Annotated in this window: 27 protein-coding genes; 11 read left to right on the top strand and 16 right to left on the bottom strand. The window is 68.7% G+C overall.

The window, feature by feature from the left end; genetic code table 11:
• Positions 1 to 42: 42 nt before the first annotated feature.
• The 6 genes from EAT49_RS11290 to EAT49_RS11265 form a co-directional block, all read right to left on the bottom strand.
• A complete protein-coding gene (locus tag EAT49_RS11290) occupies positions 43 to 1,071 on the bottom strand; it encodes a DUF2332 domain-containing protein (RefSeq protein ID WP_123642431.1) in 1,029 nt (342 codons plus the stop codon).
• Complete coding sequence (pth, locus tag EAT49_RS11285) at positions 1,068 to 1,769, bottom strand: aminoacyl-tRNA hydrolase (RefSeq protein WP_123642430.1); 702 nt, start codon at positions 1,767 to 1,769, stop codon at positions 1,068 to 1,070. The genes EAT49_RS11290 and pth overlap by 4 nt, the downstream gene beginning before the upstream one ends.
• 99 nt (positions 1,770 to 1,868) lie before the next feature.
• A complete protein-coding gene (locus tag EAT49_RS11280; RefSeq protein ID WP_123642429.1) occupies positions 1,869 to 2,231 on the bottom strand; it encodes a DUF6746 family protein in 363 nt (120 codons plus the stop codon).
• Positions 2,232 to 2,450: 219 nt separating this feature from the next.
• Positions 2,451 to 3,074, bottom strand: a complete 624-nt coding sequence (locus EAT49_RS11275; RefSeq protein ID WP_123642428.1) for a 50S ribosomal protein L25/general stress protein Ctc — start codon at positions 3,072 to 3,074, stop codon at positions 2,451 to 2,453.
• Positions 3,075 to 3,210: 136 nt separating this feature from the next.
• On the bottom strand, positions 3,211 to 5,118 hold the full coding sequence (locus EAT49_RS11270) for an amylosucrase (RefSeq protein ID WP_123642427.1): 1,908 nt from the start codon (positions 5,116 to 5,118) through the stop codon (positions 3,211 to 3,213).
• Positions 5,119 to 5,198: 80 nt separating this feature from the next.
• Positions 5,199 to 6,368 carry an alpha-hydroxy acid oxidase gene (locus EAT49_RS11265; RefSeq protein ID WP_123642426.1) on the bottom strand — a complete coding sequence of 390 codons (1,170 nt, stop codon included), beginning with the start codon at positions 6,366 to 6,368 and terminating at the stop codon, positions 5,199 to 5,201.
• Positions 6,369 to 6,502: 134 nt separating this feature from the next.
• Here EAT49_RS11265 and EAT49_RS11260 point away from each other — a divergent pair, with 134 nt between their 5' ends.
• Together EAT49_RS11260 and EAT49_RS11255 are read left to right on the top strand one after the other, a co-directional pair.
• Positions 6,503 to 7,642: an Acg family FMN-binding oxidoreductase gene (locus EAT49_RS11260; RefSeq protein WP_246003832.1), complete on the top strand. Its 1,140-nt coding sequence runs from the start codon at positions 6,503 to 6,505 to the stop codon at positions 7,640 to 7,642.
• The gene (locus EAT49_RS11255) at positions 7,639 to 8,112 is read left to right on the top strand and encodes a MarR family winged helix-turn-helix transcriptional regulator (RefSeq protein WP_123642425.1); all 474 of its coding nucleotides are present in this window, start codon (positions 7,639 to 7,641) and stop codon (positions 8,110 to 8,112) included. Before EAT49_RS11260 ends, EAT49_RS11255 begins: the two co-directional genes overlap by 4 nt.
• Here EAT49_RS11255 and EAT49_RS11250 read toward each other — a convergent pair.
• The 7 genes from EAT49_RS11250 to fsa all read right to left on the bottom strand — a co-directional run bounded on the left by EAT49_RS11250 (position 8,109) and on the right by fsa (position 13,599).
• Complete coding sequence (locus EAT49_RS11250) at positions 8,109 to 8,609, bottom strand: copper chaperone PCu(A)C (RefSeq protein ID WP_123642424.1); 501 nt, start codon at positions 8,607 to 8,609, stop codon at positions 8,109 to 8,111. The two genes, EAT49_RS11255 and EAT49_RS11250, sit on opposite strands and share 4 nt — an antisense overlap.
• Positions 8,610 to 8,652: 43 nt before the next feature.
• Entirely contained in the window at positions 8,653 to 8,991 is a 339-nt protein-coding gene (locus EAT49_RS11245) for a hypothetical protein (protein WP_123642423.1), read from the bottom strand.
• A 97-nt stretch (positions 8,992 to 9,088) separates the two neighbouring features.
• Positions 9,089 to 9,376, bottom strand: coding sequence for a 50S ribosomal protein L28 (rpmB, locus tag EAT49_RS11240; protein WP_123642422.1), 288 nt, complete (start codon positions 9,374 to 9,376; stop codon positions 9,089 to 9,091).
• 110 nt (positions 9,377 to 9,486) lie between these two features.
• On the bottom strand, positions 9,487 to 10,482 hold the full coding sequence (meaB, locus tag EAT49_RS11235) for a methylmalonyl Co-A mutase-associated GTPase MeaB (RefSeq protein ID WP_123642421.1): 996 nt from the start codon (positions 10,480 to 10,482) through the stop codon (positions 9,487 to 9,489).
• 142 nt (positions 10,483 to 10,624) lie between these two features.
• Positions 10,625 to 11,704 carry an AI-2E family transporter gene (locus tag EAT49_RS11230; RefSeq protein ID WP_123642420.1) on the bottom strand — a complete coding sequence of 360 codons (1,080 nt, stop codon included), beginning with the start codon at positions 11,702 to 11,704 and terminating at the stop codon, positions 10,625 to 10,627.
• Between the two features lie 387 nt (positions 11,705 to 12,091).
• A complete protein-coding gene (locus EAT49_RS11225) occupies positions 12,092 to 12,481 on the bottom strand; it encodes an SHOCT domain-containing protein (RefSeq protein ID WP_123642419.1) in 390 nt (129 codons plus the stop codon).
• Positions 12,482 to 12,945: 464 nt separating this feature from the next.
• Positions 12,946 to 13,599, bottom strand: coding sequence for a fructose-6-phosphate aldolase (fsa, locus tag EAT49_RS11220; protein ID WP_123642418.1), 654 nt, complete (start codon positions 13,597 to 13,599; stop codon positions 12,946 to 12,948).
• A 149-nt stretch (positions 13,600 to 13,748) separates the two neighbouring features.
• Between fsa and EAT49_RS11215 the strand changes: the two genes are divergently transcribed.
• The 3 genes from EAT49_RS11215 (at position 13,749) to EAT49_RS11205 (ending at position 16,894) form a co-directional block, all read left to right on the top strand.
• The gene (locus EAT49_RS11215) at positions 13,749 to 13,970 is read left to right on the top strand and encodes a hypothetical protein (protein ID WP_123642417.1); all 222 of its coding nucleotides are present in this window, start codon (positions 13,749 to 13,751) and stop codon (positions 13,968 to 13,970) included.
• Between the two features lie 96 nt (positions 13,971 to 14,066).
• Positions 14,067 to 16,280, top strand: a complete 2,214-nt coding sequence (locus EAT49_RS11210; RefSeq protein WP_123642416.1) for a primosomal protein N' — start codon at positions 14,067 to 14,069, stop codon at positions 16,278 to 16,280.
• A 161-nt stretch (positions 16,281 to 16,441) separates the two neighbouring features.
• Positions 16,442 to 16,894, top strand: a complete 453-nt coding sequence (locus EAT49_RS11205) for a cupin domain-containing protein (protein ID WP_123642415.1) — start codon at positions 16,442 to 16,444, stop codon at positions 16,892 to 16,894.
• A gap of 43 nt (positions 16,895 to 16,937) precedes the next feature.
• Here EAT49_RS11205 and EAT49_RS11200 read toward each other — a convergent pair whose 3' ends face one another.
• Together EAT49_RS11200 and EAT49_RS11195 are read right to left on the bottom strand one after the other, a co-directional pair.
• Entirely contained in the window at positions 16,938 to 17,429 is a 492-nt protein-coding gene (locus tag EAT49_RS11200; RefSeq protein ID WP_123642414.1) for a hypothetical protein, read from the bottom strand.
• A complete protein-coding gene (locus EAT49_RS11195; RefSeq protein WP_123642413.1) occupies positions 17,429 to 17,893 on the bottom strand; it encodes a hypothetical protein in 465 nt (154 codons plus the stop codon). The genes EAT49_RS11200 and EAT49_RS11195 overlap by 1 nt, the downstream gene beginning before the upstream one ends.
• Positions 17,894 to 18,408: 515 nt before the next feature.
• On the opposite strand from EAT49_RS11195, the gene msrA reads away from it, so the two are divergent.
• The 3 genes from msrA to EAT49_RS11180 all read left to right on the top strand — a co-directional run bounded on the left by msrA (position 18,409) and on the right by EAT49_RS11180 (position 20,448).
• Positions 18,409 to 19,059, top strand: coding sequence for a peptide-methionine (S)-S-oxide reductase MsrA (msrA, locus tag EAT49_RS11190; RefSeq protein ID WP_123642412.1), 651 nt, complete (start codon positions 18,409 to 18,411; stop codon positions 19,057 to 19,059).
• Positions 19,060 to 19,135: 76 nt separating this feature from the next.
• On the top strand, positions 19,136 to 20,002 hold the full coding sequence (locus EAT49_RS11185) for a 50S ribosomal protein L11 methyltransferase (RefSeq protein ID WP_123642411.1): 867 nt from the start codon (positions 19,136 to 19,138) through the stop codon (positions 20,000 to 20,002).
• Positions 20,003 to 20,082: 80 nt separating this feature from the next.
• The gene (locus EAT49_RS11180; RefSeq protein WP_123642410.1) at positions 20,083 to 20,448 is read left to right on the top strand and encodes a hypothetical protein; all 366 of its coding nucleotides are present in this window, start codon (positions 20,083 to 20,085) and stop codon (positions 20,446 to 20,448) included.
• A 15-nt stretch (positions 20,449 to 20,463) separates the two neighbouring features.
• On the opposite strand, the gene EAT49_RS11175 is transcribed toward EAT49_RS11180, so the two are convergent.
• Positions 20,464 to 20,682 carry a DUF1127 domain-containing protein gene (locus EAT49_RS11175; RefSeq protein WP_123642409.1) on the bottom strand — a complete coding sequence of 73 codons (219 nt, stop codon included), beginning with the start codon at positions 20,680 to 20,682 and terminating at the stop codon, positions 20,464 to 20,466.
• A gap of 308 nt (positions 20,683 to 20,990) precedes the next feature.
• On the opposite strand from EAT49_RS11175, the gene ruvC reads away from it, so the two are divergent.
• The 3 genes from ruvC to ruvB are packed head-to-tail and all read left to right on the top strand — an operon-like array spanning position 20,991 to position 23,234.
• A complete protein-coding gene (gene ruvC, locus EAT49_RS11170) occupies positions 20,991 to 21,491 on the top strand; it encodes a crossover junction endodeoxyribonuclease RuvC (RefSeq protein ID WP_123642408.1) in 501 nt (166 codons plus the stop codon).
• Positions 21,488 to 22,159 (top strand): Holliday junction branch migration protein RuvA, encoded by a 672-nt coding sequence (gene ruvA, locus EAT49_RS11165; RefSeq protein WP_123642407.1) that lies wholly within the window; start codon positions 21,488 to 21,490, stop codon positions 22,157 to 22,159. Before ruvC ends, ruvA begins: the two co-directional genes overlap by 4 nt.
• A gap of 55 nt (positions 22,160 to 22,214) precedes the next feature.
• Positions 22,215 to 23,234 carry a Holliday junction branch migration DNA helicase RuvB gene (gene ruvB / locus EAT49_RS11160; protein WP_123642406.1) on the top strand — a complete coding sequence of 340 codons (1,020 nt, stop codon included), beginning with the start codon at positions 22,215 to 22,217 and terminating at the stop codon, positions 23,232 to 23,234.
• The last annotated feature ends 3 nt before the right edge of the window (positions 23,235 to 23,237 follow it).

Genomic DNA, 23,237 nt, shown 5'->3' with positions numbered 1-23,237 from the left:
GCTCTCCTTCGCGTATCGAGGGTAGCGGAGAGGCGGCGCGCGTCAAAGCGGCGCGGCGCGCCAGTCGATCCATCTTCCGTGAAAGTCGATGCGGCCGAGGTCGTGGAGTTCCCCGCCGGGCCAGAGCCTGAGCGTCAGGGCCGCTCCCGGGGTGGCACCGTCGTTCTCCATTGCAAGCCAGGCGAGCGGCGTCTCGGGCGTCGCGCGGGCGCCGGCTGCCTCGATTGCGGCGCGGGCGCGCTCCCGGGTCGAGGTCGGGAAGTACTGCCAGGCGATGGTGTTGCAGACCATGTGCAGCCCTACGTGGTGTCCGGCGAGCCGGTCCTCGATCCACGCCGCGGCGTCGGCCTTGTCCACAACGGGTTCGGCCACGGAAAGCGCGGCGGAGGTCAGGCGCAGCCGCTCGGGCTGGTCGGGCCAGATATAGGAGAGGATGCGCAGGCGGTCCCGAGACGGGTCGAGGGGCAGCAGGTCGCAGCCGCGCCGGCCGGCGATCGACGGAACCGCGCCGCGTGGCGGAGGGGAGCGCCAGTCGGGGGTCAGTGTGAGGGCAGGATCGGCGGCGCCGAGCCGGCCATCGGGCGTCAGCAAGGCGAACCTGTCGGCCATGAGGTTCAGGCCCGCGCTCGCGCCGAGTTCGCTCAGGGTGGCGGGACCGGGCCAGCGGGCGCCAAGCCAGGCGAGGGCGGAGAGGATCGCCGCGGAGCGGCGGACCTCGTTGGTCTGGGGCGGGCTGTCGAGGATACGCCCGATCTCCGGTTCCCGGGTGTGGAGCACCTGGGCGACGGCCTGCCAGAGCCGTGCGTCGGGCACGTCATGAGGCGGGTAAACCGCGGCGAGGGCCGGATCGCCTCCGAGTTTCAGCGCGTGGAGTGCCCCGGCAAGGCGCAGCGGGACGGAATCGCCTGCGGGGCCAAGGTCTCCATCCCAGGCGAAGAGCCGGTCCGTGAGCGGCGTTCCGGGGGACAGCCGATCCGCCAGAAGGCGCAGGAGGCGGGCCATGAAGGGAGAGCCGAGGTCCGCGCAGGAGGCGGCCTGGTATCGCAGGGCGCGGTAGAGGGCTGTCGTCACCGGAACTTGTCGGCAAGACGGCGCAGGGCGCTGCGCGTATCCTGCGGAGGGTCTTCGGCCGGCGGTCCGGCTTTCGGGTCTGGGGACGGCGCCTCAGGTGCCGCCCGGTCCGCGGGCTTCGGTTTCGGCGGCGGGGGCCTGCGGCGCGCGATGGCGTTGAGGAATTCCGGGCCGTCGCCGCGGGCCAGCGCGGGCGCCCCGTCGCCTATGCCGCGGAGTACGTCGTCGAGCCACTCCTCCTCGGCTTTCGGGAAATCATGGAGGACGTAGCCCGAGACCGCCTCCTTCCGGCCCGGATGGCCGATGCCGAGGCGGACGCGGTCGTAGTCCGGCCCGACGTGCTGGTGGATCGAACGCAGCCCGTTGTGGCCCGCATGGCCGCCGCCGGTCTTCAGCCGGACCTTGCCGGGGGCGAGGTCGAGCTCGTCGTGGAAGACGGTGAGCTCGGCGGGGTCGATCTTGTAGAAGCGCAGGGCCTCGCCGACGGACTGGCCGGAGAGGTTCATGAAGGTCTGGGGTTTCAGCAGGACGACGCGACTGTCGCCGAGCCGGCCCTCGGTCACGAGACCCTGGAATTTTGCCCGGAAGGGGGGAAAGCCGTGATCCTCGGCGATCCGGTCCACGGCCATGAAGCCGATATTGTGCCGGTTGCGCGCGTATTTCGCGCCGGGATTGCCGAGGCCGGTGAAGAGGATCATGGGCGCCTTCTAGCCCGTTACGGCAGGCGATTGAAGAGCGCCGCGAGGGCCAGCCCTGCAGGAGTGCGAGGCGGCGGCGCGCCGCCGCCTCGGCTGGCCTTACCGCAGCTCCATCGCCGTCTGCAGGTAGGTGTCGGCGAGATCGCGCAATACGGCCGGATCGCCGTCTTCCGAGGCCAGATGCACCTCTTCGAGGGTCGCGGGCAGCTCGGTCAACGTCTCGTTGATCTTCGCCAGCGCGATCTCGAGGGTGTAGGTATACTGGTGGATCTCCTCCATGTCCGCGACGGTGAGATCGTCCTTCTCGAGGATCGCGGAGACCCGGGCATTGTAGTCGTTGAAGTTGGCCACCGCCTCGGCGAACGTTTCCGAGGGTTCGGCGGCGTAGTGATCGATCTCGTCGGCGGCAAGCGGCCCGGCGAGTGCAGCCGCCAGCGTGGCGGGCAACAGGTATTTCAGCATGCTGTGTCTCCAGTTCTGACATGAACCTTGCGCGCCGATGGGCCAGCCGCAAAGTCTGACAATTATTGTCAGAATTCGCGGCGCGCCGCAACTGGCGTCAAGCCCGGGGAAGTATTGTCATGGGACCGGCGCGTCGGCGGTCGGCACTGCAAGCCGTCCGCGCACACGAAAAAGGGGGCCAGCGGCCCCCTCTCGCAAACCTGCTCAAGCGATCAAGCGTCAGTCTTCGACGGTCTCTTCCTCTTCCTCGGTATCGCCGCCGGAGGAGCGTAGGCCGGAGGGTGCGCTGATGTTGGCGATCACGAAGTCGCGGTCGATCGTGGGCTTCGCGCCCTCGGGCAGGGTCACGCTGGAGATCGTGATGGTGTCGCCGATCTGCAGGCCGGTCAGGTCCACGGTGATGCTTTCCGGGATGTCGCCCGCGGTCACGATCAGTTCGACCTCGGGGCGGACCACGGTGAGCACGCCGCCGCGTTTGATGCCGGGAGCGGCGGAGTGGTTCTGGAAGTCGACGGGGATGAACAGCGCGACTTTGGAGGTGCGGCGCAGGCGCATGAAGTCGGCATGGACCGGCAGGTCCTTGACCACGTCACGCTGCACATTGCGGCAGATGACACGCACGTCGTCCTCGCCCTCGACCTTGAGGTTGAAGAGCGTCGACAGAAAGCGGCCGGCGCGCAGGCGCTTGAGCAGCATGTTGAATTCGAGCTCGATCGCGAGCGGCTCCTTCTCGCCGCCGTAGACGACCGCGGGCACCATGCCGCGACGACGGGCGTCGCGTGCGCCGCCCTTGCCTGTCCGCGCGCGCGTGGACGCGACGAGATCGGGGGTTTCACCAGCCATGGGATGTTCCTTCTAGTTCCCGCACCCCGGTCCGTCCCCGGGGCCCGCTTTTCGAATGGGAGGCTGTGGCGCCGCCCGGTGAAGGCTGGCCCTTAGCGGGATTCCCATCCTTTGAAAAGGTCCCGCATGCGGGGTTTCAGAGGGCCGAGCCGAGCCAGAGGCGGCCATAGGGGGCGAGGCGGATCGTGTCGTCATGCTCCCACGGGACCGGTGCGCCGGTCAGGCGGTCGGCAAGCGGCTGGCCCGGAGCGAGATCGAGGAGATGGCCGGGGACGGAGAGCGGCGTTTCGGTGAAGTTGAACACTGCCGTGAGCCGCCCGGTGTCGGCGTGGCGGTGGAAGGCGAAGAGGCCGCGCGCGCCGGTGTCGATCACCTCGGTGGGCACGTCGCCCGCCAGTTCGGGTGTCGCCTTGCGGGCGGCGAGGATCGCCAGAACGCCCTTGTGAATGCGGCTGGCGGGGCTGCCGTCACCGAGGGCGCGGATGGCGGCCCAGTCCATCGCGGGGCGCTGCATCCAGCGGCCGTCCTGGGCCTTCTCGGGATCGTCCAGGAAGCGGGTGTCGTTCGTCAGGCCCAGTTCGTCGCCCATGTAGATGAGCGGCATCCCCCCGAAGCTGGCGATCAGGGCATGACCCATCAGGATGCGCTCGATGGCGAGGTTGCCCGCCTCCCAGTCGTCGCGCTCCAGCGCGTCCTCGAGCCCGGCGAGGGAGGCAAGTGTGCCGTTGGTGCGCTTGTCGCCGGTCTCCTCGTTCACCTGGAAATCCGCGCCGCGGGCGAAGGAGCCTGGAAAGCGCCCGGCGTAGAAATCGGCGAGAAATCCGCGGTGGCCCGGACCGGTCATGCCGCCCACGGCCTCGGCATCCTCCTCGGTCACGGCCCAGCCGATGTCATCGTGGCAGCGGAGATAGGTGGCGAATTGCGCGCGGCGGATGGTGCGGGGGAAGTGGCGGGAGAGGACGTGGGTCATCAGCCGCGTGTCGCGGGAGGCGAGCGCGGACCAGTACTGCACCATGAGCGAGTTGTGATAGGCGAGATGCGCCTCGCGCCCGGCATGTCGTCCCGCGCCGAGATAGGGGACGAGATCGCGGGGCGCCACGATGGCCTCGGCCTTGTGGATCACGGCGGGCGCCACGATGCGGGTGGCCTGAACCAGCGCCTGCAGGATGTCGTGCACCTCGGGCAGGTTCTGGCAGTTCGTGCCCATGCGTTTCCACATGAAGGCCACGGCATCGAGGCGGAAGACCTCCACGCCCTGGTTGGCGAGGTGCAGGATCGTGTCGAGGATGGCGAGGAAGACCTCGGGGTTTTCCCAGTTCAGGTCCCACTGGTATTCGTTGAAGGTGGTCCAGACCCAGCCCAGCCCCTCGTAATGGGTGAAATTGCCGGGAGCCTGGTCGGGGAAGACCTCGAGGAGGGTGCGTTCGAAGGCTTGCGGTTCCTCGGGGCTGGGGAAGATGCGGTAGTACCTGCGGTAATGGGGGTCGCCTGAGCGGGCGGCCTCGGCCCAGGGATGCTCCTTGGCGGTGTGGTTCAGCACGAGGTCGATGCAGGGGCTGATGCCGGCGGCGCGGAATCTCGCCGCGAGCTTGCGGAAGTCGGCCATGGTGCCGAGGCGGGGGTCGATCTCGCGGTAGTCCATCACCGCGTAGCCGCCATCGTTCTCGCCGGGCCGGGGCTTCAGCAGGGGCATCATGTGGGCATAGGTGACGCCGAGGTCGGTGAGGTAGGGGATGTGTTTCGCCACGTCCTTCAGCCGACCGGCGAAGCGGTCGACGTAGAAGACGTAGCCGACCATCTTCTCCGAAAGGAACCAGTCGGGATCGAGGTCGCGCTGAAGGTCCAGGCGGCGCAGGTCCGCCGGGCGCTCGGCGCGGCGGGTCTCTAGGAGGGCGCGGAGACGGTCCATGAACCCTGCGGCCATGGCCTCTGGGTAGAGACGTCGGAGCGCGTCCGTCAGGTCGCGCTGACCGCGCTGCCAGCGCATGTCGAAGAGGGCGGATTCAGTGACGGCCGAGCGGCCGGGACGGGGGGATTGGGACATGAACACCTCCGGTCCGGAAGTATCGCAGGCCGGAGGCGGCTGTTGAAGGGCCGGTGCGCGCGATGGCAGACCGGCGACCCTCAGTTGGAGAAATCGCCCTCGAAGTCGCGCGGGATGTAGAGGATGTCGCGGCCCACTTCGGCAAGATTCCTATGGCCGCAGAGGGCCATGGAGACGTCGAGCTCCTTGTGGATCACCTCGAGCGCGCGGGTCACGCCCTGCTGGCCCATGGCGCCGAGGCCGTGGATATAGGCGCGGCCGATCCAGGTGGCCTTCGCGCCCATGGCGATGGCCTTGAGCACGTCCTGGCCGGAGCGGATGCCGCTGTCCAGGTGGATCTCCACCTGGTCGCCGACGGCGCGGACGATCTGCGGGAGCATCCGGATCGACGAGAGCGCCCCGTCGAGCTGCCGGCCGCCATGGTTCGACACCACGATGGCGTCGGCGCCGAGGTCGGCGGCGCGGCGCGCGTCCTCGGGGTCGAGGATGCCCTTCAGGATCACCGGGCCGCCCCACATGTCCATGATCCGCTTGACCTTCTCCCAGTCGAGTGCCGGGTCGAACTGCTCGGCTGTCCAGGACATCAGCGAGCTGACATCGGTCACGCCCTGGGCATGGCCCACGATGTTGCGGAAGGTGCGGCGGTGGGTGCCGATCATCTCCAGGCCCCATTCCCACTTGGTCATGAGGTCGAGGATGTTCCGGGGTGTCGGCTTGATCCGGGTGGACAGGCCGTTCTTGAGGTCCTTGTGCCTCTGGCCGAGGATCTGAAGGTCGAGCGTGATGACGAGGGCGGAGCATCCGGCGGCCTTGGCGCGGCCGATCAGGTTTTCGACGAAGGCCCAGTCCTTCATGACGTAGAGCTGGAACCAGAAGGGCGCGGTGGTGAATTTCGCCACGTCCTCGATGGAGCAGATCGACATGGTCGAGAGGGTGAAGGGCACGCCGAAACGTTCGGCCGCCTTCGCCGCCTTAATCTCCCCGTCGGCGCGCTGCATGCCGCAGATGCCCACGGGCGCGAGGGCCACGGGCATCGTCGTCTGCGAGCCGATCATGGGCATGGCGGTGGTGCGGTCCGTCATGTCCACCGCCACGCGCTGCCGCAGGCGCAGGAGGTCGAAGTCGGAAGAATTCTCGCGGTAGGTCTGTTCGGTCCAGCTGCCGGAGTCGCAGTAATCGTAGAACATCTTCGGCGTGCGCCGTTTGTGCAGGCGGCGCAGGTCCTCGATTTCGGTGATCACTGGCGGCATGGCCGGACTCCCCTGGCCCGATTGGTCATGTGGCTTGACCAATACCCTGATTTCGGGGGCGTGCAATGCGGCATGTTGCAATTGGTTCGGTATCGTACTAACTAGTACGAAGTCGCACCAAAAGGAGTCGCGCCATGTCCTTGTCCCGTCGCCGGACCCTTGCCCTCATCGGAGGCGGCACGATCCTAGCCGCCACCGGCGGGGTGGCCTGGGAAGTCACCCGCCCCCTCACCGATGCCGTGGCCCCCTGGGACCTTGCCGGCAGTTATCCCGATCCCAGGATGCGGGCGCTGAGCTGGGCGATCCTCGCGCCAAACTCGCACAACCTGCAGCCCTGGAAGGTGGACCTGTCACGGCCGGACGAGGTCGTACTCTATCCGGACCTCGACCGGCTGCTGCCAGAGACGGACCCGTTCAACCGCCAGATCACCATCTCGCTCGGATGCTTCCTCGAGCTGATGCGGATGGCCGCGCTGGAGGACGGGCTGGCGGTCGAGGCGGAGCTGTTTCCCGAAGGGGCCGATCCGGGCGGGCTCGACGGCCGGCCCGTCGCGATCTGCCGCTTTCGTCCCACGACCGAGGCGCGCGATCCGCTCTTTGCCCAGGCCGCAATCCGGCGCAGCAACAAGGAGCCCTATGACATGGCGCGGCGCGTGCCGACGGAGGCGCTGGCCCGCATCGCCGCCGCGGCGCGGCAAACGGAGGTGGGGGTGACCGACGATCCCGAGACGGTGGCAGCGCTGCGCGAGATCACCGTGCGGGCGATGGAAATCGAGATCGACACGCCTCGGACCTATGCCGAGAGCGTCGAGGTCTTCCGCATCGGACGGCGCGAGGTGGAGGCCAATCCCGACGGGCTCGAGTTCCACGGGCCGGCGTTCGAGACGATGCGCCTCTTCGGCCTCTTCACCCGCGAGGCGGCGGGCAATCCCGAAAGCGCCGCATTCGCCCAGGGCAAGACCGCCGTGCTCGGGCCCATCGCGACGGCCATGGCGCATATCTGGCAGGTCACGCCCGACAACAGCCGCGAAACCCAGATCGCCACAGGGCGGGACTGGCTGCGGATCAACCTCGCGGCGGTAGAGGAGGGCATCGGCTTTCATCCGCTGAGCCAGGGCCTGCAGGAATATCCCGAGATGGCCGATGTCTTTGCCGGTCTCCATGACCGTCTCGCGCCGGACGGCGGAACGGTTCAGATGCTCGGCCGGCTGGGCTATGGTCCCGAGATCGGACCGACTCCCCGTTGGCCGCTGGAGGCGAAGATCATGGCATGACCGATGCGAGGCCAGACAGCGGGAGAGAGCCCGACCCGGCACTCTACTTCCGGCTGTTCAACGAGATCGGCATCCTGAGCCAGCTCAGCCGCGCCAAGCTGGAGACGGTGTTGCCGGAGGGGCTGATCCTGCCGCATTTCGCGGTGCTGAACCATCTCGTGCGGGTCGGCGACGGACGAACGCCGCTGGAGATCGCGCGGGCTTTCCAGGTGCCCAAGACCTCGATGAGCCACACGCTCGCGGGTCTCGAACGGGCGGGGCTGGTGCGGCTTGGTCCGAACGAGAAGGACCGCAGGTCGAAGCGGGTCTGGATCGCGCCCGAGGGACGGGACCTGCGAGAGCGGGTCGTCGGGCGGATGGGGCCGCTTCTGGGCGGGTTCACCTCGGCCTTTCCGCCGGAGCGGGTGGCCGAGGTGCTGCCGCTGCTCGAGGAGATGCGCGCCTGGCTCGACGCGGAGCGGGAGGTCTAGCTGCCGCCGTGGTCCGCGTGGCCGTGGTCCATGGTGCCGTGATCCATCGTATCGTGGCCCATCTCTGCGGGCATCCGCTCCTGGTCGACGGGCACCTCGACGACGATCTCGCCGGCGGTCTCGAAGGTCAGGGTGACCTCGAGGCCCGCGCCGTCCTCGAAGGGAGCCGACAGGCCCATGAACATGACGTGCTTGCCGCCGCGCTCGAGAAGGACCGAGTCGCCGGCGGGGATCTCGAATCCTTCCTCGACATGGATCATGCGCATGACGTCGCCGTCCATGACATGGGTGTGCAGTTCCACCCGGGCGGCACTGTCGGAGGCGGCGGCGACGAGGCGGTCCGGGGAGGTGCCGGTGTTCTCGATCACCATGAAGGCCGCTCCGGCCATGGTGTTGGAGGCCCGTGCATAGGCGTCGCGGATCTCGATGACCGGCTCGGCGGCGGCAGGCAGAGCGATGAGCGCGGCGAGGGCCGCTGCGGGAAACGTGGGACGCATGGCGTCTCTCCTTCGGGAAACTGGGGTTCGTCTCGGCTCTCGGTCAGGCCGCGGAAGGCGGACCGCGAGCGCAAGGCGAGAGAGGCGCCGTGGAGGAGGCGTCGCGCGCCGTCGCGGGCAGGCTGAGCCGAAGGGGCGACGGCGCATGGCCCGTGACAGGGTCCGGCGCAGAGACTGCGGCGAGGGCGTGGAGCGCGCAGTCGGGGCAGATGTGGGGTGGCTCCACCGGCTGACCGGTGGCATCCACCAGCACCGTCACGAGTTGCCCGCCGGAGCAGATCACCATTTCTCCTGCGACCATCACATGTCCGCGCGCGGAGGCGAGGCTCTGCGAGGTCAGGGCGAGGAGGAGCGCAAGGGCGAAGAGAACTGCGGACCGCATGACCGACTGTCTAGCCCGGGGCGATGCTGCGCGAAGCGCGACAAAAAGGCCCGCCGCCATCAGGCGCGGGCCTTTGCCATCATCCCGTGAGAGTGCCTCAGGCGGTCTGAGCCGCCTTGGCGATCTCTTTCTTGACCTTCAGCGCGGCGGGCGACAGCTCGTCTTCCTTGGCGCGTGCAAGATAGGCGTCAAGGCCACCGCGGTGGTCCACGGTCCTCAGGGCGGCCGAGGAGACGCGGAACTTGAAGGTGCGGCCGAGCACCTCGGACTGCAGCGACACGTCCTGAAGGTTGGGCAGGTACCGGCGCCGGGTCTTGTTGTGGGCGTGGCTCACGTTGTTTCCGGAGACGGGGCCCTTCCCGGTCAGTTCACAGCGGCGCGACATTGGCTGATCCTCATCATCTGGGCTGGCGGCGATGGCGCCAAACTGAGAAGGGCGCCACCGGGCGCCCCGAATTCCATGAAGGCGTTGGCTAGGCGATGGTCCCGGTACTGTCAAGGGTCCGCGGGTGCACCCGGGCCGAGCATTCGTTCGATGAGGAGCCTCGCGGCTGCGGCAGGTGTCTCCTCGCCGCGTTCCACCCTGCGTGCGAGGTCGGCCATGAGGCCGCGCACGGGTTCGCGCCGCAGCCGCGCGAGGAGGGCCTGACGGACTTCCTCCTCGAACCAGTGCACCGCCTGATCGGCGCGCGACCGGGCGAGCCAGCCGCTCTCCCGCCGCTTCCGGTGAAGGGTGCGAATCTCCTGCCAGGCGGTCTCGAGGCCCGTGGTCTCGATCGCGGAGACGCACATCGCCTTCGGAAAGCCCTCGGGATCCTGGGGGCGCTTGCGCAGGAGCCTGAGGGCGCCCGCGTAATCCGCGCAGGTGCGCAGCGCCTGCGGGCGCAGGTCGCCGTCGGCCTTGTTCACGAGGATGATGTCGGCGATCTCCATGATGCCGCGCTTGACGCCCTGAAGCTCGTCGCCGCCGGCGGGCGCGAGGAGCAGCAGGAAGAGGTCGGTCATGTGGGCGACCTGGGTTTCGGACTGGCCCACGCCCACGGTCTCGATCAGCACCACGTCATATCCCGCCGCGGCGCAGAGCTGGGCGGCCTCGCGCGTGCGCCGGGCGACTCCGCCCAGTTCGGACTGTGAGGGCGACGGCCGGATGAAGGCGGCGGGGTCCCGCGAGAGGTGCTCCATCCGGGTCTTGTCGCCGAGGATCGACCCGCCCGAGCGGGCCGAGGAGGGATCGACGGCCAGCACCGCGACCCGGTGGCCCTGGCCGGTCAGCATCAGGCCGAAGCTCTCGATGAAGGTCGACTTGCCGACGCCGGGCGTGCCCGAGAGGCCGATCTTCAGGCAGTCCTCGGGGTCCGGCAAGGCCGCGAGCAGGTCGAGCGCCGCGGCGCGATGGTCCGCCCGGCCGCTCTCGACGAGGGTGATCGCGCGCGCCAGGGCGCGGCGGTCGCCCGAGCGAAGTCGGGCGGCGAGGTCGTCTGTCCCGGTCATGGCGCGGGGTATGGGCGTGGCGGTCGCGGCTGTCCAGAGCGGTGGCGTGGCCCGGCGGGACCGGCCCTGTCCGTGCAGCGGTCGACGCATGGAACGGACGTGATGCGGGATCGCGTTGCGCCGGTGTGGTTCCACCCGACGCTCAGGCCGCGTTTTCCTTGGCCGGTTCGGGTCGGGCGGTGTCGCCGCGCTCGGACAGCAGGACGGCGATGAAGCGCGTGGATTCGAAGTTCGACGTCACGATGATGAGGATCGAGGTCATCGGGATCGCGAGGATCGCCCCCGGGATGCCCCAGAGCGCGCTCCAGACCGAGAGGGCCACGAGGACGACGAAGGGGCTCATGTTGAGCTGGCGCCCGATCCAGCGCGGTTCCAGCACGTTGCCGACCCAGACCTGCGCCGCGACCAGCATCGCGAGGAGAACCAGCGTCGTCTGCAGCGAGGCGAACTGTCCCAGGGACAGGATTACCGGGAAGGCCACCCCGAGATAGGAACCGACATAGGGGATGTAGTTCAGCAGGGCGATGGTGATCGCCCAGAACAGGGCGAAATCGACGCCGAGGAGCCAGAGGATCGCATAGGAGATGAGGCCGAGGATGAGGTTGATCAGCGTCTTGACGGAAAGGTACTGGCTGATCTGACCGTTGATGTCGGTAATCACGCGCAGGGTCTTCGAGGCGGTTTCGGCGTCGGTCAGCGCCGCCGAGATCTTGGCCGGGAAGACCCCGCGTTCGCCGATCAGGAAGCCCGCGTAGATCACGACGAGGAACACCGTGATCCCCACCGAGGTGAACCCGCCGAGTGCCGCGAGCACGAGCTGCTGCATGTCGATCCGCTCGAGGGTCACGGCGCGGATCTCGTCCCACAGCATCTGGCTCTCGAGGTCGAAGCGCTGCGCCACCGCCTGGACCATGGCCTCGATGTTCTCCTGGTAGACGGGCAGCGCGGCGGCGATGTCCCGCACGGTACCCGCGACGACCACGGCGAACGCGAGGACCGCGACCGTGAAGGCCAGCAGAACCAGCGCCCGAAGCAGGATCTTCGGCGCGCGGCCGAGGATCGGCATGCGGCCGAGCATGTCGGAGGCGGACACCATGACGTAGACCGAGATCACGGCGGTCACGATCGGCAGGATGATCGGGCGCCCCGCGACGAGCAGCCATCCGACCGCGATCACGAGGATCACGGCCAGGACGAGATTGAGGAAGGGTGCATTCTTCACGGGGAGGTTCACCTGGCGGCGCGGAGCTGTGCCGACGCTGAGAGGAAACGGAGAGCGGGTCAACCTTCCCCTGCGGGAAGTCCGTCGTGAGGTGCCGCGATGCTCTGCCCAGGTCGCCGGGATGTCGCTGCCGCCCTCGACCGAAGAGCGGGGAGAAGACCGTGGCGAGGTGCTCGAGATCGCTGGTGGATTTCATCCTCATCAGCAGGAGATTCTCGCACCGGGAAAGAACGATGACATGGATCTTCTGCGGCCTCGCGCCCGCCTCCGCTGTCCGCGCGTCACGATGGGGTAAGGCCGTGCCCGAGTCTTTGATCCTCGGCGGTCTTGCCGGGTGGATCATTGCATCCTGTCGTCGTCCTGTCGCCGGGGCGGCAGTATCGCAGGTCAGTCGGCGAGGACGCGCCTTTTCAGGGTCTGGAACTCGTCTTCCGTGATGGTTCCAGCCTGTTTCAGGGCGGCGAGCTTTTCGAGCTCGGTCGCAGGCGAGGCTCCGACGAGGCCACGGACATACTCGCGCTGCGCGTCGTGGGCCTCCTTGGCCACGGCCATCTGGTTCTCCTGCATGCGATCGCCGCGGAGGATGATGTAGGCCAGCACGCCGAGCCAGGGAATGAGGATGATGAAGAGCACCCAGAGCGCCTTGGGCACACCACTGATATCGCGGCTGCGGAAGACGTCGGCCAGGACCGAGATGACCACCCAGATCCAGGCGACCATGAGGAACAGCCAGAAGATCGACCAGAAGATGTCGACGAAGCCCAAGGTCTCTTCCACTGATCCGCCTCCCTCGCCCCGGCTGTCACAGTCAGGCCCCGGCCAGCACCGGCTCTCGGAGCCGCAACGGGTTGCCCTGCACGGTTGACGTCACAGCATGCCGCAGGGGAAGAAATGCTCCGGACGTCGCAGTTCGGATCTTTCTCGTGGAGGGGCGGGCGTGCGGAACACGCTGACCGCGATGGGGTGGCTCGACGGAGCGCCTCCGGCCCTGCAGGCCGGGATCGCTCGACGCTGCGACCGGATCAGGTTGCGCAACCCGCAGCGATGACGACCCTGAACATGCGGCCGCTGATCGATATGGCCGAGGCGCTCGGGTTCTTCGATCCGGTGCGGCGTGTCGCGGCCTGTCTTGCCCGGATCGACCGCAGTTCGCCGGGCTGGTCCGGCCGGCTTTTTCTGACCCAGATCCGCCGCCGGCGGGATCGTGGGGGAGGAGCGGCGCTCCTCCCTGTCCAAGAGGGTCAGACGATGTTCTGGCCGGTGGCTGCCCAGTCCTTGAGGAACGCGTCGAGGCCCTTGTCGGTCAGGACGTGCTTTGCCATCGCGTGGATCACCGACGGCGGCGCGGTGGCCACGTCCGCGCCGATCCGGGCGGCTTCGGACATGTGGTTCGGGGTCCGGATCGAGGCGGCCAGGATCTGGGTCTCGAAGCCGTAGTTGTCGTAGATCTCGCGGATGTCCGAAATCAGCTCCATCCCGTCGATGTTCAGGTCGTCGAGCCGCCCGACGAACGGGGAGATGAAGGTGGCGCCGGCCTTGGCGGCGAGGAGCGCCTGGTTGGCGGAGAAGCAGAGGGTCACGTTGACCATGTGACCCTGATCCGTGAGCGCCTTGCACGCCTTGAGCCCTTCCCAGGTCAGCGGCACCTTGATGGCGATGTTGTCGGCGATTTCCTTGAGGATCAGGCCTTCGCGGATCATGCCCTCGGCGTCGAGCGCGACGGTTTCGGCAGAGACCGGGCCGTCGACGAGATCGCAGATTTCCTTTGTCACCTCCTTGATGTCGCGGCCGGACTTCATGATCAGGGAGGGGTTGGTCGTCACCCCGTCGACCATGCCAAGGGCATGCAGCTCGCGGATGGCGTCGATATCTGCGGTGTCTACGAAGAATTTCATCGGGCGGGCTCCCTTTCGCCAGGTGTCGGAAGCGGGCATATCGCAAGCGGACGGGGGCGGGAAGGCGTGGCGGGGAAGGGGCGCGGCCCGAGTTTCGCCACAATCCGGCGATAGGGGCGCGGTCGAAGTTCGGTTCGGGAGCGTCGCGGGTGAGACGGAGCAGACGGACAGGGCGGGAGGGCAGGCTCGCGGAGTTGTGGACGGACCTCGCTGCGTTCGGTCTGGGGGGCGTCCTGGTGGCCTGGTGCCTGCTCAATGCCTGGGTCCTGGGGAACATGCGGCTGTTCGGTTACGACACGCTGGGCTACGCGGGGGTCTTCCTGTTGCTCGCGGGAGTGATCTGGGTCCTGACGCATATCCGCAACCGGTAGGCGCCGCGCCGCGGACAGGGTCGTTGCGGGGCAGGCGCCGGGCAGCGAGGGGTGGCGCCGGGCGGCGTCCGTGACTATCCCCGGACGGATCCCGCCATGTCGAGGCCAGAGGTCCATCCCGTGTCCGAGTTCTTTGCCGAGGGCGAGCTTGTCGGCGTGCTGACCACCCAGCCCATCGACCGGGTGCTCGACTACCGCGCCCCCGAGGGGGGGTGTCTGACGGGGCAGTTCGTCGAGGTCCCGCTGGGTCCGAGACGGGTGCCGGGCGTCATCTGGGGGAAGGGTCGCGGGGATTTCGATCCGTCGAAGGTGAGGTCCGTGGCGCGGGTGCTGGATGCGCCACCCATGACGCCGCACATGCAGGAGTTTCTCGAGCGGGCGGCGGCCTACACGCTGACGCCGATGCCGGCGATGCTTCGGCTGGCCACCCGGGCACCGGGGCTGGGCGATCCGCCGTCGATGCGCAAGGTCTACCGGCTGGGACAGGACGTGCCCGACCGGATGACCGCGGCGCGGGAGAAGGTCTTGGCAGTGCTTCGCGAAATGGGCGGCCTTGCCTTCACGCTGGGAGAGCTGGCGGAGCAGGCGGGGGTCGGGCCGTCGGTCATCAAGGGGCTGGTGGCGCAAGGGGCCGTGCGCGAGGAGGACAGTCCGCGCGATGCGCCCTATCCGCGGCTCGACCCGGACAGGCCTGGCAAGGTGCTGACCGGGGACCAGGCGGCGGGCGCCGCCGCGCTGCGCCGGGGCGTGGCGCTGGGGGGCTATGGCACGACGCTGCTCAGGGGCGTCACCGGATCGGGCAAGACGGAAGTCTATCTGGAGGCGGTAGCGGAATGCCTCGCACGGGGCAGGCAAGCGCTGGTGCTGCTGCCGGAGATCGCACTTTCGGCGGAGTTCCTGGACCGGGTCCGGGCGCGGTTCGGGGCCTTTCCGGCGGAATGGCATTCGGGCGTTACCCTGACCGAGCGCCGGAGGGCCTGGCGCATGGTCGGAGAGGGCCGCGCGCAGATGGTGGTCGGCGCGCGGTCGGCTCTGTTCCTGCCCTTCCGGGATCTCGGGCTGATCGTCGTCGATGAGGAGCACGACACCTCCTACAAGCAGGAGGACGGAGTGCTCTACAATGCGCGGGACATGGCGGTGCTGCGGGCCTCGCTTGCGTCGGCGCAGGTCGTGCTGGCATCGGCCACCCCTTCGCTCGAAAGCTGGGCCAATGCCGAGGCCGGCAAATATGCGCGGATCGACCTTGCCGCACGGTTCGGGACGGCGGTCATGCCGAAGATGGCCGCCATCGACATGAGGACCGAGGATCTGCCAGCGGGCACCTGGATCTCCCCGACGCTGAAGCGGGCGGTGACGGCGCGTCTGGAGAAGGGCGAGCAGGCGATGCTGTTCCTGAACCGGCGCGGCTATGCGCCCGTGACACTCTGCCGGGCCTGCGGGGCGCAGATCGGCTGCGACCATTGCGACGCGCGGATGGTGGAGCACCGGTTCCTGAAGCGGCTGATGTGCCATCAGTGCGGCGAGACGAAGCCGATTCCCACCGCCTGTCCCTCCTGCGGGGCGGAGGACCGGCTGGCTCCGGTGGGGCCCGGCGTGGAGCGGCTGGCCGAGGAGGTGGCGGCGGCCTTTCCCGAAGCGCGGGTGGCGCTGCTGTCGTCCGATCTCTACGGGACGGCGCGACAGCTGAAGGAGAAGGTGGCGGAGATCGCGGGGGGCGGAGCGGATATCGTCATCGGCACCCAGATCGTGGCCAAGGGGCACAATTTCCCGCTTCTGACGCTGGTGGGGGTGATCGACGCCGACCTCGGCTTGCAGGGTTCGGACCTGCGCGCGGCGGAGCGGACGTTCCAGCTGATGCGGCAGGTGGCGGGGCGGGCCGGGCGTGCAGATGCGCCGGGCGAGGCGCTCCTCCAGACCTTCCAGCCCGAGCATCCGGTGATCCGGGCCATTCTCGGCGGCGAGGAGGAGGCCTTCTGGCGCGCCGAGGCCGAGGAGCGGCGGCAGGCGGGTGTGCCTCCGTTCGGACGGATGGCGGGGATCGTGCTGTCGGGAAGCGACGTACAGGACGTCTTCGACCTCGGCACGCATCTGGCGCGCAACGATGCGCCGCTGCGGAAGGTGGGAGCCACGGTCTACGGTCCCGCACCCGCGCCCATCGCGCGGATTCGCGGGCGGCACAGGGTGCGGCTCCTGGTGAAGGCGGACAAGGGCGTGGCCTTGCAACCGGCGCTGGCGGCCTGGGCGGGGCAGGTGAAGCCGCGGGGTGACACGCGGCTTTCGATCGACATCGATCCGCAGAGCTTCTTCTGATCGGCATTGTCCCGCCGCGACATGGGCGTGTCGCATCGGGACAATGCCGCGCCGCGGCAAGTCGGGAAGCGACATCCGGCTGAAAGGATGTCGTTTCTCCGCGATCCTCCCGCACGCGAATCGGTCACGGCGGCATCAGGCACGACACCGCGGGAGGCCCCATGGACGAGAGCTTCGCAGAGACCTTTCCCGACCCGGTGCCCGAAGCCGCGAACGCGCCCCACGCGCCTTCGGGCGCCGTGCTCGTGGATGCCGCGTCCCTGCCGCTGGAAGAGCAGCCGGGCTATGGCACGGCCCGCTGGAGGACGCTGTTCGACGCCGACAGAACCGCGACCAGCGAGATGGTGGTGGGAATTGCCGAGTTCGGCCCCCATGCCACGCTCCTGCCGCACCGCCATGCGCCGGCTGAGGTCTATGTCTGCATGTCGGGCGAGGGCACGGTGACAGTGGACGGGGCGGAGCATGTCCTCCGCGCGGGAGTGGCGCTCTTCGTCCCGGCGGATGCGGAGCATGGCGTGGTGGCGGGGCCCGAGGGGCTGAGCTTTACCTATGTCTTTCCGCGAAGTCGGTTCTCGGAAGTCGAATACAGGTTCACCGCCTCCGCCGTGGCCTGACGCCCGGCCGGCTGCGCCTGCCCGCGTCGCCCATCGATGCGGCTCACTCGCGGAGCCTCTCGATGAATCGCTCGTGCTGTTCGGCCAGGGTCATCTGTGACAGCGGCGGAGACAGGAGCCGCACGAGCAGGGCATCGACCTCCTCCCGCCCCCAGGGCCGAGGGGAGCCGGTGTCGACAACCTCCGGCGGAACCCAGCCCGGAGTGTCGGTGACGGGCAGCGCGTCCGGGTGCAGCCCGGTCAGATCTTCGACGATCCGACCCGTTCCCGAATCGTAGAGAACGCAGGCCTCCATGTCGGTCTCCCACCGGCACGCGTAGCCCGCCGACAGCAGGATGTGTCCTTCGATGCCGATGCGGTAGACCATGTGGCAATGGGCCGTAGAGCCTGCGTCGCAGGCGCTGTCATATGCGCGGGCAATGACCGCGAGCGCCTCGACAAGCGTGGGGTCCGCCGACTGCAGGACATGATCCGCTGCGGCAGATCCCCCGGCACTGCAAAGTGCCAGGACCAGCGCCGCGGGCCGGTGGCCCATCAGTTGCGCAGCGTCTGCATGAACTGCTCGTGCCGCTGGTCCATGATCGCGCTCTGCTGGTTGCCCCACTCGAGGCGCGACTGGCCCCAGTTGTGGATGTTGGTCATCCGCTCCTCGTGAGTCGCGCCGAGCGGGTTGCCGCCTCCGCCGAGCTGGGCCTGCTGCATCTGCATCATGTTGTTGTAGGCCGCCTGCGTGCCCTGCTGATAGAACCAGCAGGCCTCCTGGTTCCCCCGCATGCATTCGTATCCGGCGTTGAGCAGGTAATGCCCTTCGCTCATGGCCATCTGTGCGAGTTCGCAGCCCATCGGGTTCCCCATCTGGCAACCCTGCTGGTACATGCCGACGATGGTGTTGATCATGCCCACCACCTGCGGATCGGCGGATTGCATGTAGTGATCGGCACTGGCCGCCGTGCCGAGCCCCGCGAGGGCAATGGCCGCGAGTTTCAGGGTCCTGAGCATCTGTCGTCTCCCACACTGACGCTGCGACAGCATACGATATCTTCCGAGTCGCGCCAAATCGCAAATCCCTGCCGGTGTGGTGCGGCGGCACCGACGGGCGAGCGCGAGATCGGCGTACCGGTCATCTTCGTCGTCACGACGCTGAACACCGATGGCACCTGGGCCCATCTGCAGGGCAGACCGGTCAACCCCGACGGCAGCCCCATCGACTGGTCGCGGACCAATGTCGGCCGGGAGATGGCCGGGGACATGATGAGCGATGTCGCCATGGTCCTGACGCGCAAGGTCGGGGAAGGCTGGGGCGTGGTGGATCAGGTCTTCGGCCCGACAGACCGGCACCGGGTCGGATGAATGGAAAACATCGGCCGTCCGGAGAGCCTGTTCCATCCGCAGGACCCGTGTCCGCGGATGGGTGCCTGACAACCGACAGGGGATGTCGCGGAGCGACGCCAGGCGATCTCGTGTCGGCGCAGATCGGCCCTATATGGAAGGAAAGCCATCAACGGAGCAGGCCGATGTTCGGATTCATGTCGAAGTCCCTCGAGATCCCCACCGCTGCCGAGGCGCTGCCGGGCCGCGATACGCCGATTCCCACCGCCGAAACGCATTTCGTCTCCGGGCGGCCGCTGACGGCCGATGTGCCCGAGGGCATGGAGGTGGCGATGTTCGGCATGGGCTGTTTCTGGGGTGTCGAACGAATGTTCTGGAAGCTCGACGGCGTCTGGCTGACGATGGCGGGCTATGCCGCCGGGCCGACGCCGAACCCGACCTACAAGGAGGTCTGCTCGGGCCGCACAGGCCATAACGAGGTGGTGCGCGTGGTCTACGATCCCTCGAGGATCAGCTACGACGACCTGTTGCGGGTGTTCTGGGAGGGGCATGACCCGACGCAGGGCATGCGGCAGGGCAACGACCGGGGAACGCAGTACCGGTCGGGCATCTACACCTATACCGAGGCGCAGAGGGCGGCGGCTGAGGCGAGCCGGGAGGCGTTCCAGCCGCGGCTCGACGCGGCGGGGTATGGTCGGATCACGACGGAGATCCTCGACGCGCCGCCCTTCTATTTCGCCGAGGATTATCACCAGCAGTACCTGGCGAAGAACCCGGGCGGCTATTGCGGGATCGGCGGGACCGGGGTGACCTGCCCGATCGGCACCGCAGCCTGACGCCGGGCGCGGCACGCTTGTCCCGGGGGGCGGGGCTGGGTAAGCGGGCCGCGCATAGCCTTGCCGGATGACCCCCATGACCACCTGGACCGCCCTCACCCTTCTCGACGCCGAGACCGGCGCACGCGGTCTCGGAGAAGCGCTGGAGGATCTGGAGCCTGCGCCGACGGGCGTGGGTGTGTTCGAGCTGGAGGATGGTTCGGGACTCTGGGAGGTCGGCGCCTATTTCGACACTGCCCCCGACGAGGTGGCGCTGGCGCTTCTCGCGGCGGCACATGGAGCGCGGAGGTTCGCCGTTTCGGAGCTGCCAGAGACCGACTGGGTCGCCAAGGTGCGGAGGGACCTGTCGCCGGTTGAGGCGGGACGCTTCTTCGTCCACGGCAGCCACGATGCCGACCGGGTTCCGGAGGACCGGGTCCCGCTGCTGATCGAGGCCTCGATGGCCTTTGGCACCGGCCATCACGGCACGACGCTGGGGTGCCTCAGGGCGCTCGACGCCCTCGCGGCCGACAACCGGAAGACGGCGGTGCTCGATCTGGGCTGCGGCACCGCAGTGCTGGCCATGGCGGCGGCGCATCTGTGGCCCGGCGCGCGGGTGCTCGCCTCGGATATCGACCCGGTGGCGGTCGAGGTCGCGAAGGCCAATCTGGAGGCGAACGGGTTCGCCGGGCGGATCGAGGCGCTCGAGGCCGCAGGCTTCGACGCGCCGGCGCTGGCCGCAGCCGCGCCCTTCGACCTGGTGATCGCCAATATCCTGAAAGGACCGCTGATCGACCTTGCGGGGGCCATGGCCGCCGCGACGGCGCCGGGCGGACATGCGATTCTGTCGGGGCTACTCACCAGCCAGGCCGAGGAGATCACCGCGCATTATGTCGGCTTCGGATACGATCTGGCCGAGCGCGCGGACATTGGCGAGTGGTCGACGCTGGTCCTCGTGCGGTAGGGGTATCTGCCCAGAAATTGCCTCATTTCACCCGAATTACGGCAGACCATCGCGATTTCTGCCATCGGGAGGCCATCTCCATGTCCACAAGTCAGTTACAGCCCTTTCAGGCCCGGGTGCGCCGGATCGAGCGTCGGCACAATCGCATGACCGCCCACGGCGCCGCGCCGAGGGTCGGCAAGGACGGGCTGATCGTGATGCGGCCGAAACGGGCGCTGCCGCGGCCGGGACTGAGGTCCGTCCTGCTGATCGTGGCATTCGCCTTCGGGTTCAAGGTCTTCGCATATTCGGCGCTCGGACCGGACGGCTACGGCGACCGGCTGGCCGACCTGACCGGCGGGGATGCCGTGCGGCAGGCGGGGGCCTTCGTGATGCAGCCTGATCCGGCGACGGTCTGGGTTCACGAGCGGTTGATGGAGTTGCGCGCGCTGATCCCCGCGGACTGAGTCCCGGAGAGATGCTCAGCGGGTGCGGCGGCGGCCCTCGGCGATCACGTCCATGTCGGCGTGATCGAGGCCGATGTCGGCCAGTTCATGGGGCGACAGGCGAGACAGGGCCTTCTGCGTCGCATGCCGGTCCTTCCAGGACTGGAGCGCCGCCATTAGCCGGGCAAGGGCGCGGCCGGGACGGAAGACACCGCGGGAAGCGGCTGCAAGGCGGGTCGTGTCGTAGAGGGCCATGGGAGGCGTTCCTTGCCGGTCCCGGGGGGCGGCGCGTGTCGTTCGATCACATCGGTTAGCGAAAAACCGTGCCGCGAAGAAGCGCGTTTTCGGCAAGGGTCCCATGCTTGCGGCGCATGTCACGGGAGCGGCACAAGCTGCTGGAAAAACGACATGTTCCGGGCGATGCGCGGTGGCATCGGGGCGTGTAGCCGCCGCTCGGGGACCGCGGGCGGCCGCGGACGGCCGATGCGGCCAGCACCTTTGTCGTGGACGGTGTTCGCGTTTTGTGCTTTCCTGCGGCAAAACAACGACGGGCAGGGGCAAGGATGCGGGTGATCGGGATCGACCCCGGGCTGCAGCGCACGGGCTGGGGGGTGATCGAGGTTCAGGGCTCGAAACTCAGTCATGTGGCGAACGGCATCTGCCTGTCCGAAGGGGAGACGCTGGGTGAGCGGCTGTTGTCGCTTGCCGTGGCGCTGCGCGAAATCTTCGCCCGCCATGCGCCGGAGGCCGCGGCGGTGGAGCAGACCTTCGTCAACCGCGACGGAGCGGGGACGCTGAAGCTGGGGCAGGCAAGGGGCATCGCGATGCTGGTGCCCGCCGAGCGCGGGCTGGCGGTAGGGGAATACGCGCCCAACGCGGTGAAGAAATGCGTCGTGGGCGTCGGCCATGCCGACAAGCGGCAGGTGGACCACATGGTGCGGCTGCACCTGCCAGGCTGTGCGCCGAAGGGCCCTGATGCGGCCGACGCGCTGGCCGTGGCGATCTGTCATGCCCATCACCTACAATCGGCACGGGCGCTGGTGCGGGCGGGGGCGGGGCGGTGATCGGGCGGCTCTCGGGACGACTCGATTACCGGGCGGCGGATCACGTCCTGATCTCGGTCGGGGGCGTGGGCTATGTCGTCTACGTCTCGGAGCGGGTCCTGGCGACGTTGCCCGGCCCGGGGGAGGCGATCACGCTGTGGACGGACCTGCTGGTGCGCGAGGACCTGTTGCAGCTGTTCGGGTTCACCACATTGCAGGAGAAGGAGTGGCATCGCCTTCTGATGAGCGTTCAGGGGATCGGGGCGAAGGCGTCCCTCGCCATTCTGGGCGCACTGGGCGCGGAGGGGATCTCGCGCGCAGTGGCGACGGGGGATGCGGTGTCGATCGCGCGCGCCAAGGGCGTGGGGCCGAAGACGGCGCAGCGCGTCGTGCATGAGCTGAAGGACAAGGCGCCGGCAGTGATGGCGCTGGGCGGCACGGCGACGGCGGCGCCCGCGATAGCGCCGCCGGATGTTGTGGAGAGCGACGGACCCGCCCCTGTCGCGGCGCCGGGCGTGGGTGCGGGAAGCGGGGCGGCGCAGGCGGAGGCTCTGTCGGCGCTGTCGAACCTGGGCTACGGGCCGGGAGATGCGGCGCGCGCGGTGGCGGAGGCGGCGGGCGAGGCGCCGGAAGCGGGGACGGCGGAGCTCATTCGCGCGGCCTTGCGGCGGCTCGCGCCGGCGGGATAGGGGCCACACATCCGCCCCGGGCGGGGCGGTCTCGTGAGGGAAGAAGGCAGCGGCGATGCATGAGCCCGATCCGGACCTGAGGCCCGAGCGCCAGCCCGGCGACGCGGACCGCGCGCTGCGGCCGCAGGCGCTGGACGAGTTCATCGGTCAGGCCGAGGCGCGTGCCAACCTGAGGGTCTTCGTGGAGAGCGCCCGCAGGCGGGGCGAGGCGATGGACCACGTGCTGTTCCATGGCCCGCCCGGACTGGGCAAGACGACGCTGGCACAGATCATGGCGCGGGAGCTGGGGGTCGGCTTTCGCATGACCTCGGGACCGGTGCTGGCCAAGGCCGGCGATCTGGCGGCGATCCTGACCAACCTCGAGGCGCGGGACGTGCTGTTCATCGACGAGATCCACAGGCTCGCGGCCAATGTGGAGGAGGTGCTGTATCCCGCGCTCGAGGATTACGAGCTCGATCTGGTGATCGGCGAGGGCCCTGCGGCGCGGACGGTGCGGATCGAACTCCAGCCCTTCACGCTGGTTGGGGCGACGACGCGGCTGGGGCTGTTGACGACGCCGCTGAGGGACCGTTTCGGGATCCCCACGCGCCTCGAGTTCTACTCGGTCGAGGAACTGCACGAGATCGTCACCCGGGCGGCGCGGCTTCTGGGGGCGCCCGCGACGAATGACGGGGCGCGGGAGATTGCGCGGCGGGCGCGCGGGACGCCGCGGATCGCGGGGCGGCTGTTGCGCCGGGTGGTGGATTTCGCGGTGGTGGAGGGCGACGGCACGGTGACGGCGCAGATCGCGGACCGGGCCTTGACGCGGCTTGGCGTGGACGGGCTGGGCCTTGACGGCGCAGACCGGCGGTACCTGCGGCTGATCGCGGAGAGCTACGGCGGCGGGCCGGTGGGCATAGAGACCCTGTCGGCGGCGCTAAGCGAGAGCCGCGACGCACTGGAGGAGGTGATCGAGCCCTACCTTTTGCAGCAGGGGCTGATCCAGCGCACCCCGAGGGGACGGATGCTGGCCGATGGTGCGTGGCGGCATCTGGGGCTGGCGCGTCCGGCGCAGCAGGGAGGGCTCTTCGAGTGATCC

Origin of the sequence: Histidinibacterium lentulum, assembly GCF_003789055.1 — a bacterium.
In the GTDB taxonomy this organism is placed as follows: domain Bacteria; phylum Pseudomonadota; class Alphaproteobacteria; order Rhodobacterales; family Rhodobacteraceae; genus Oceanicola; species Oceanicola lentulus.
Note: the sequence above shows the minus strand (reverse complement) of the source record. Positions and strands in the feature narration are given on the sequence as shown.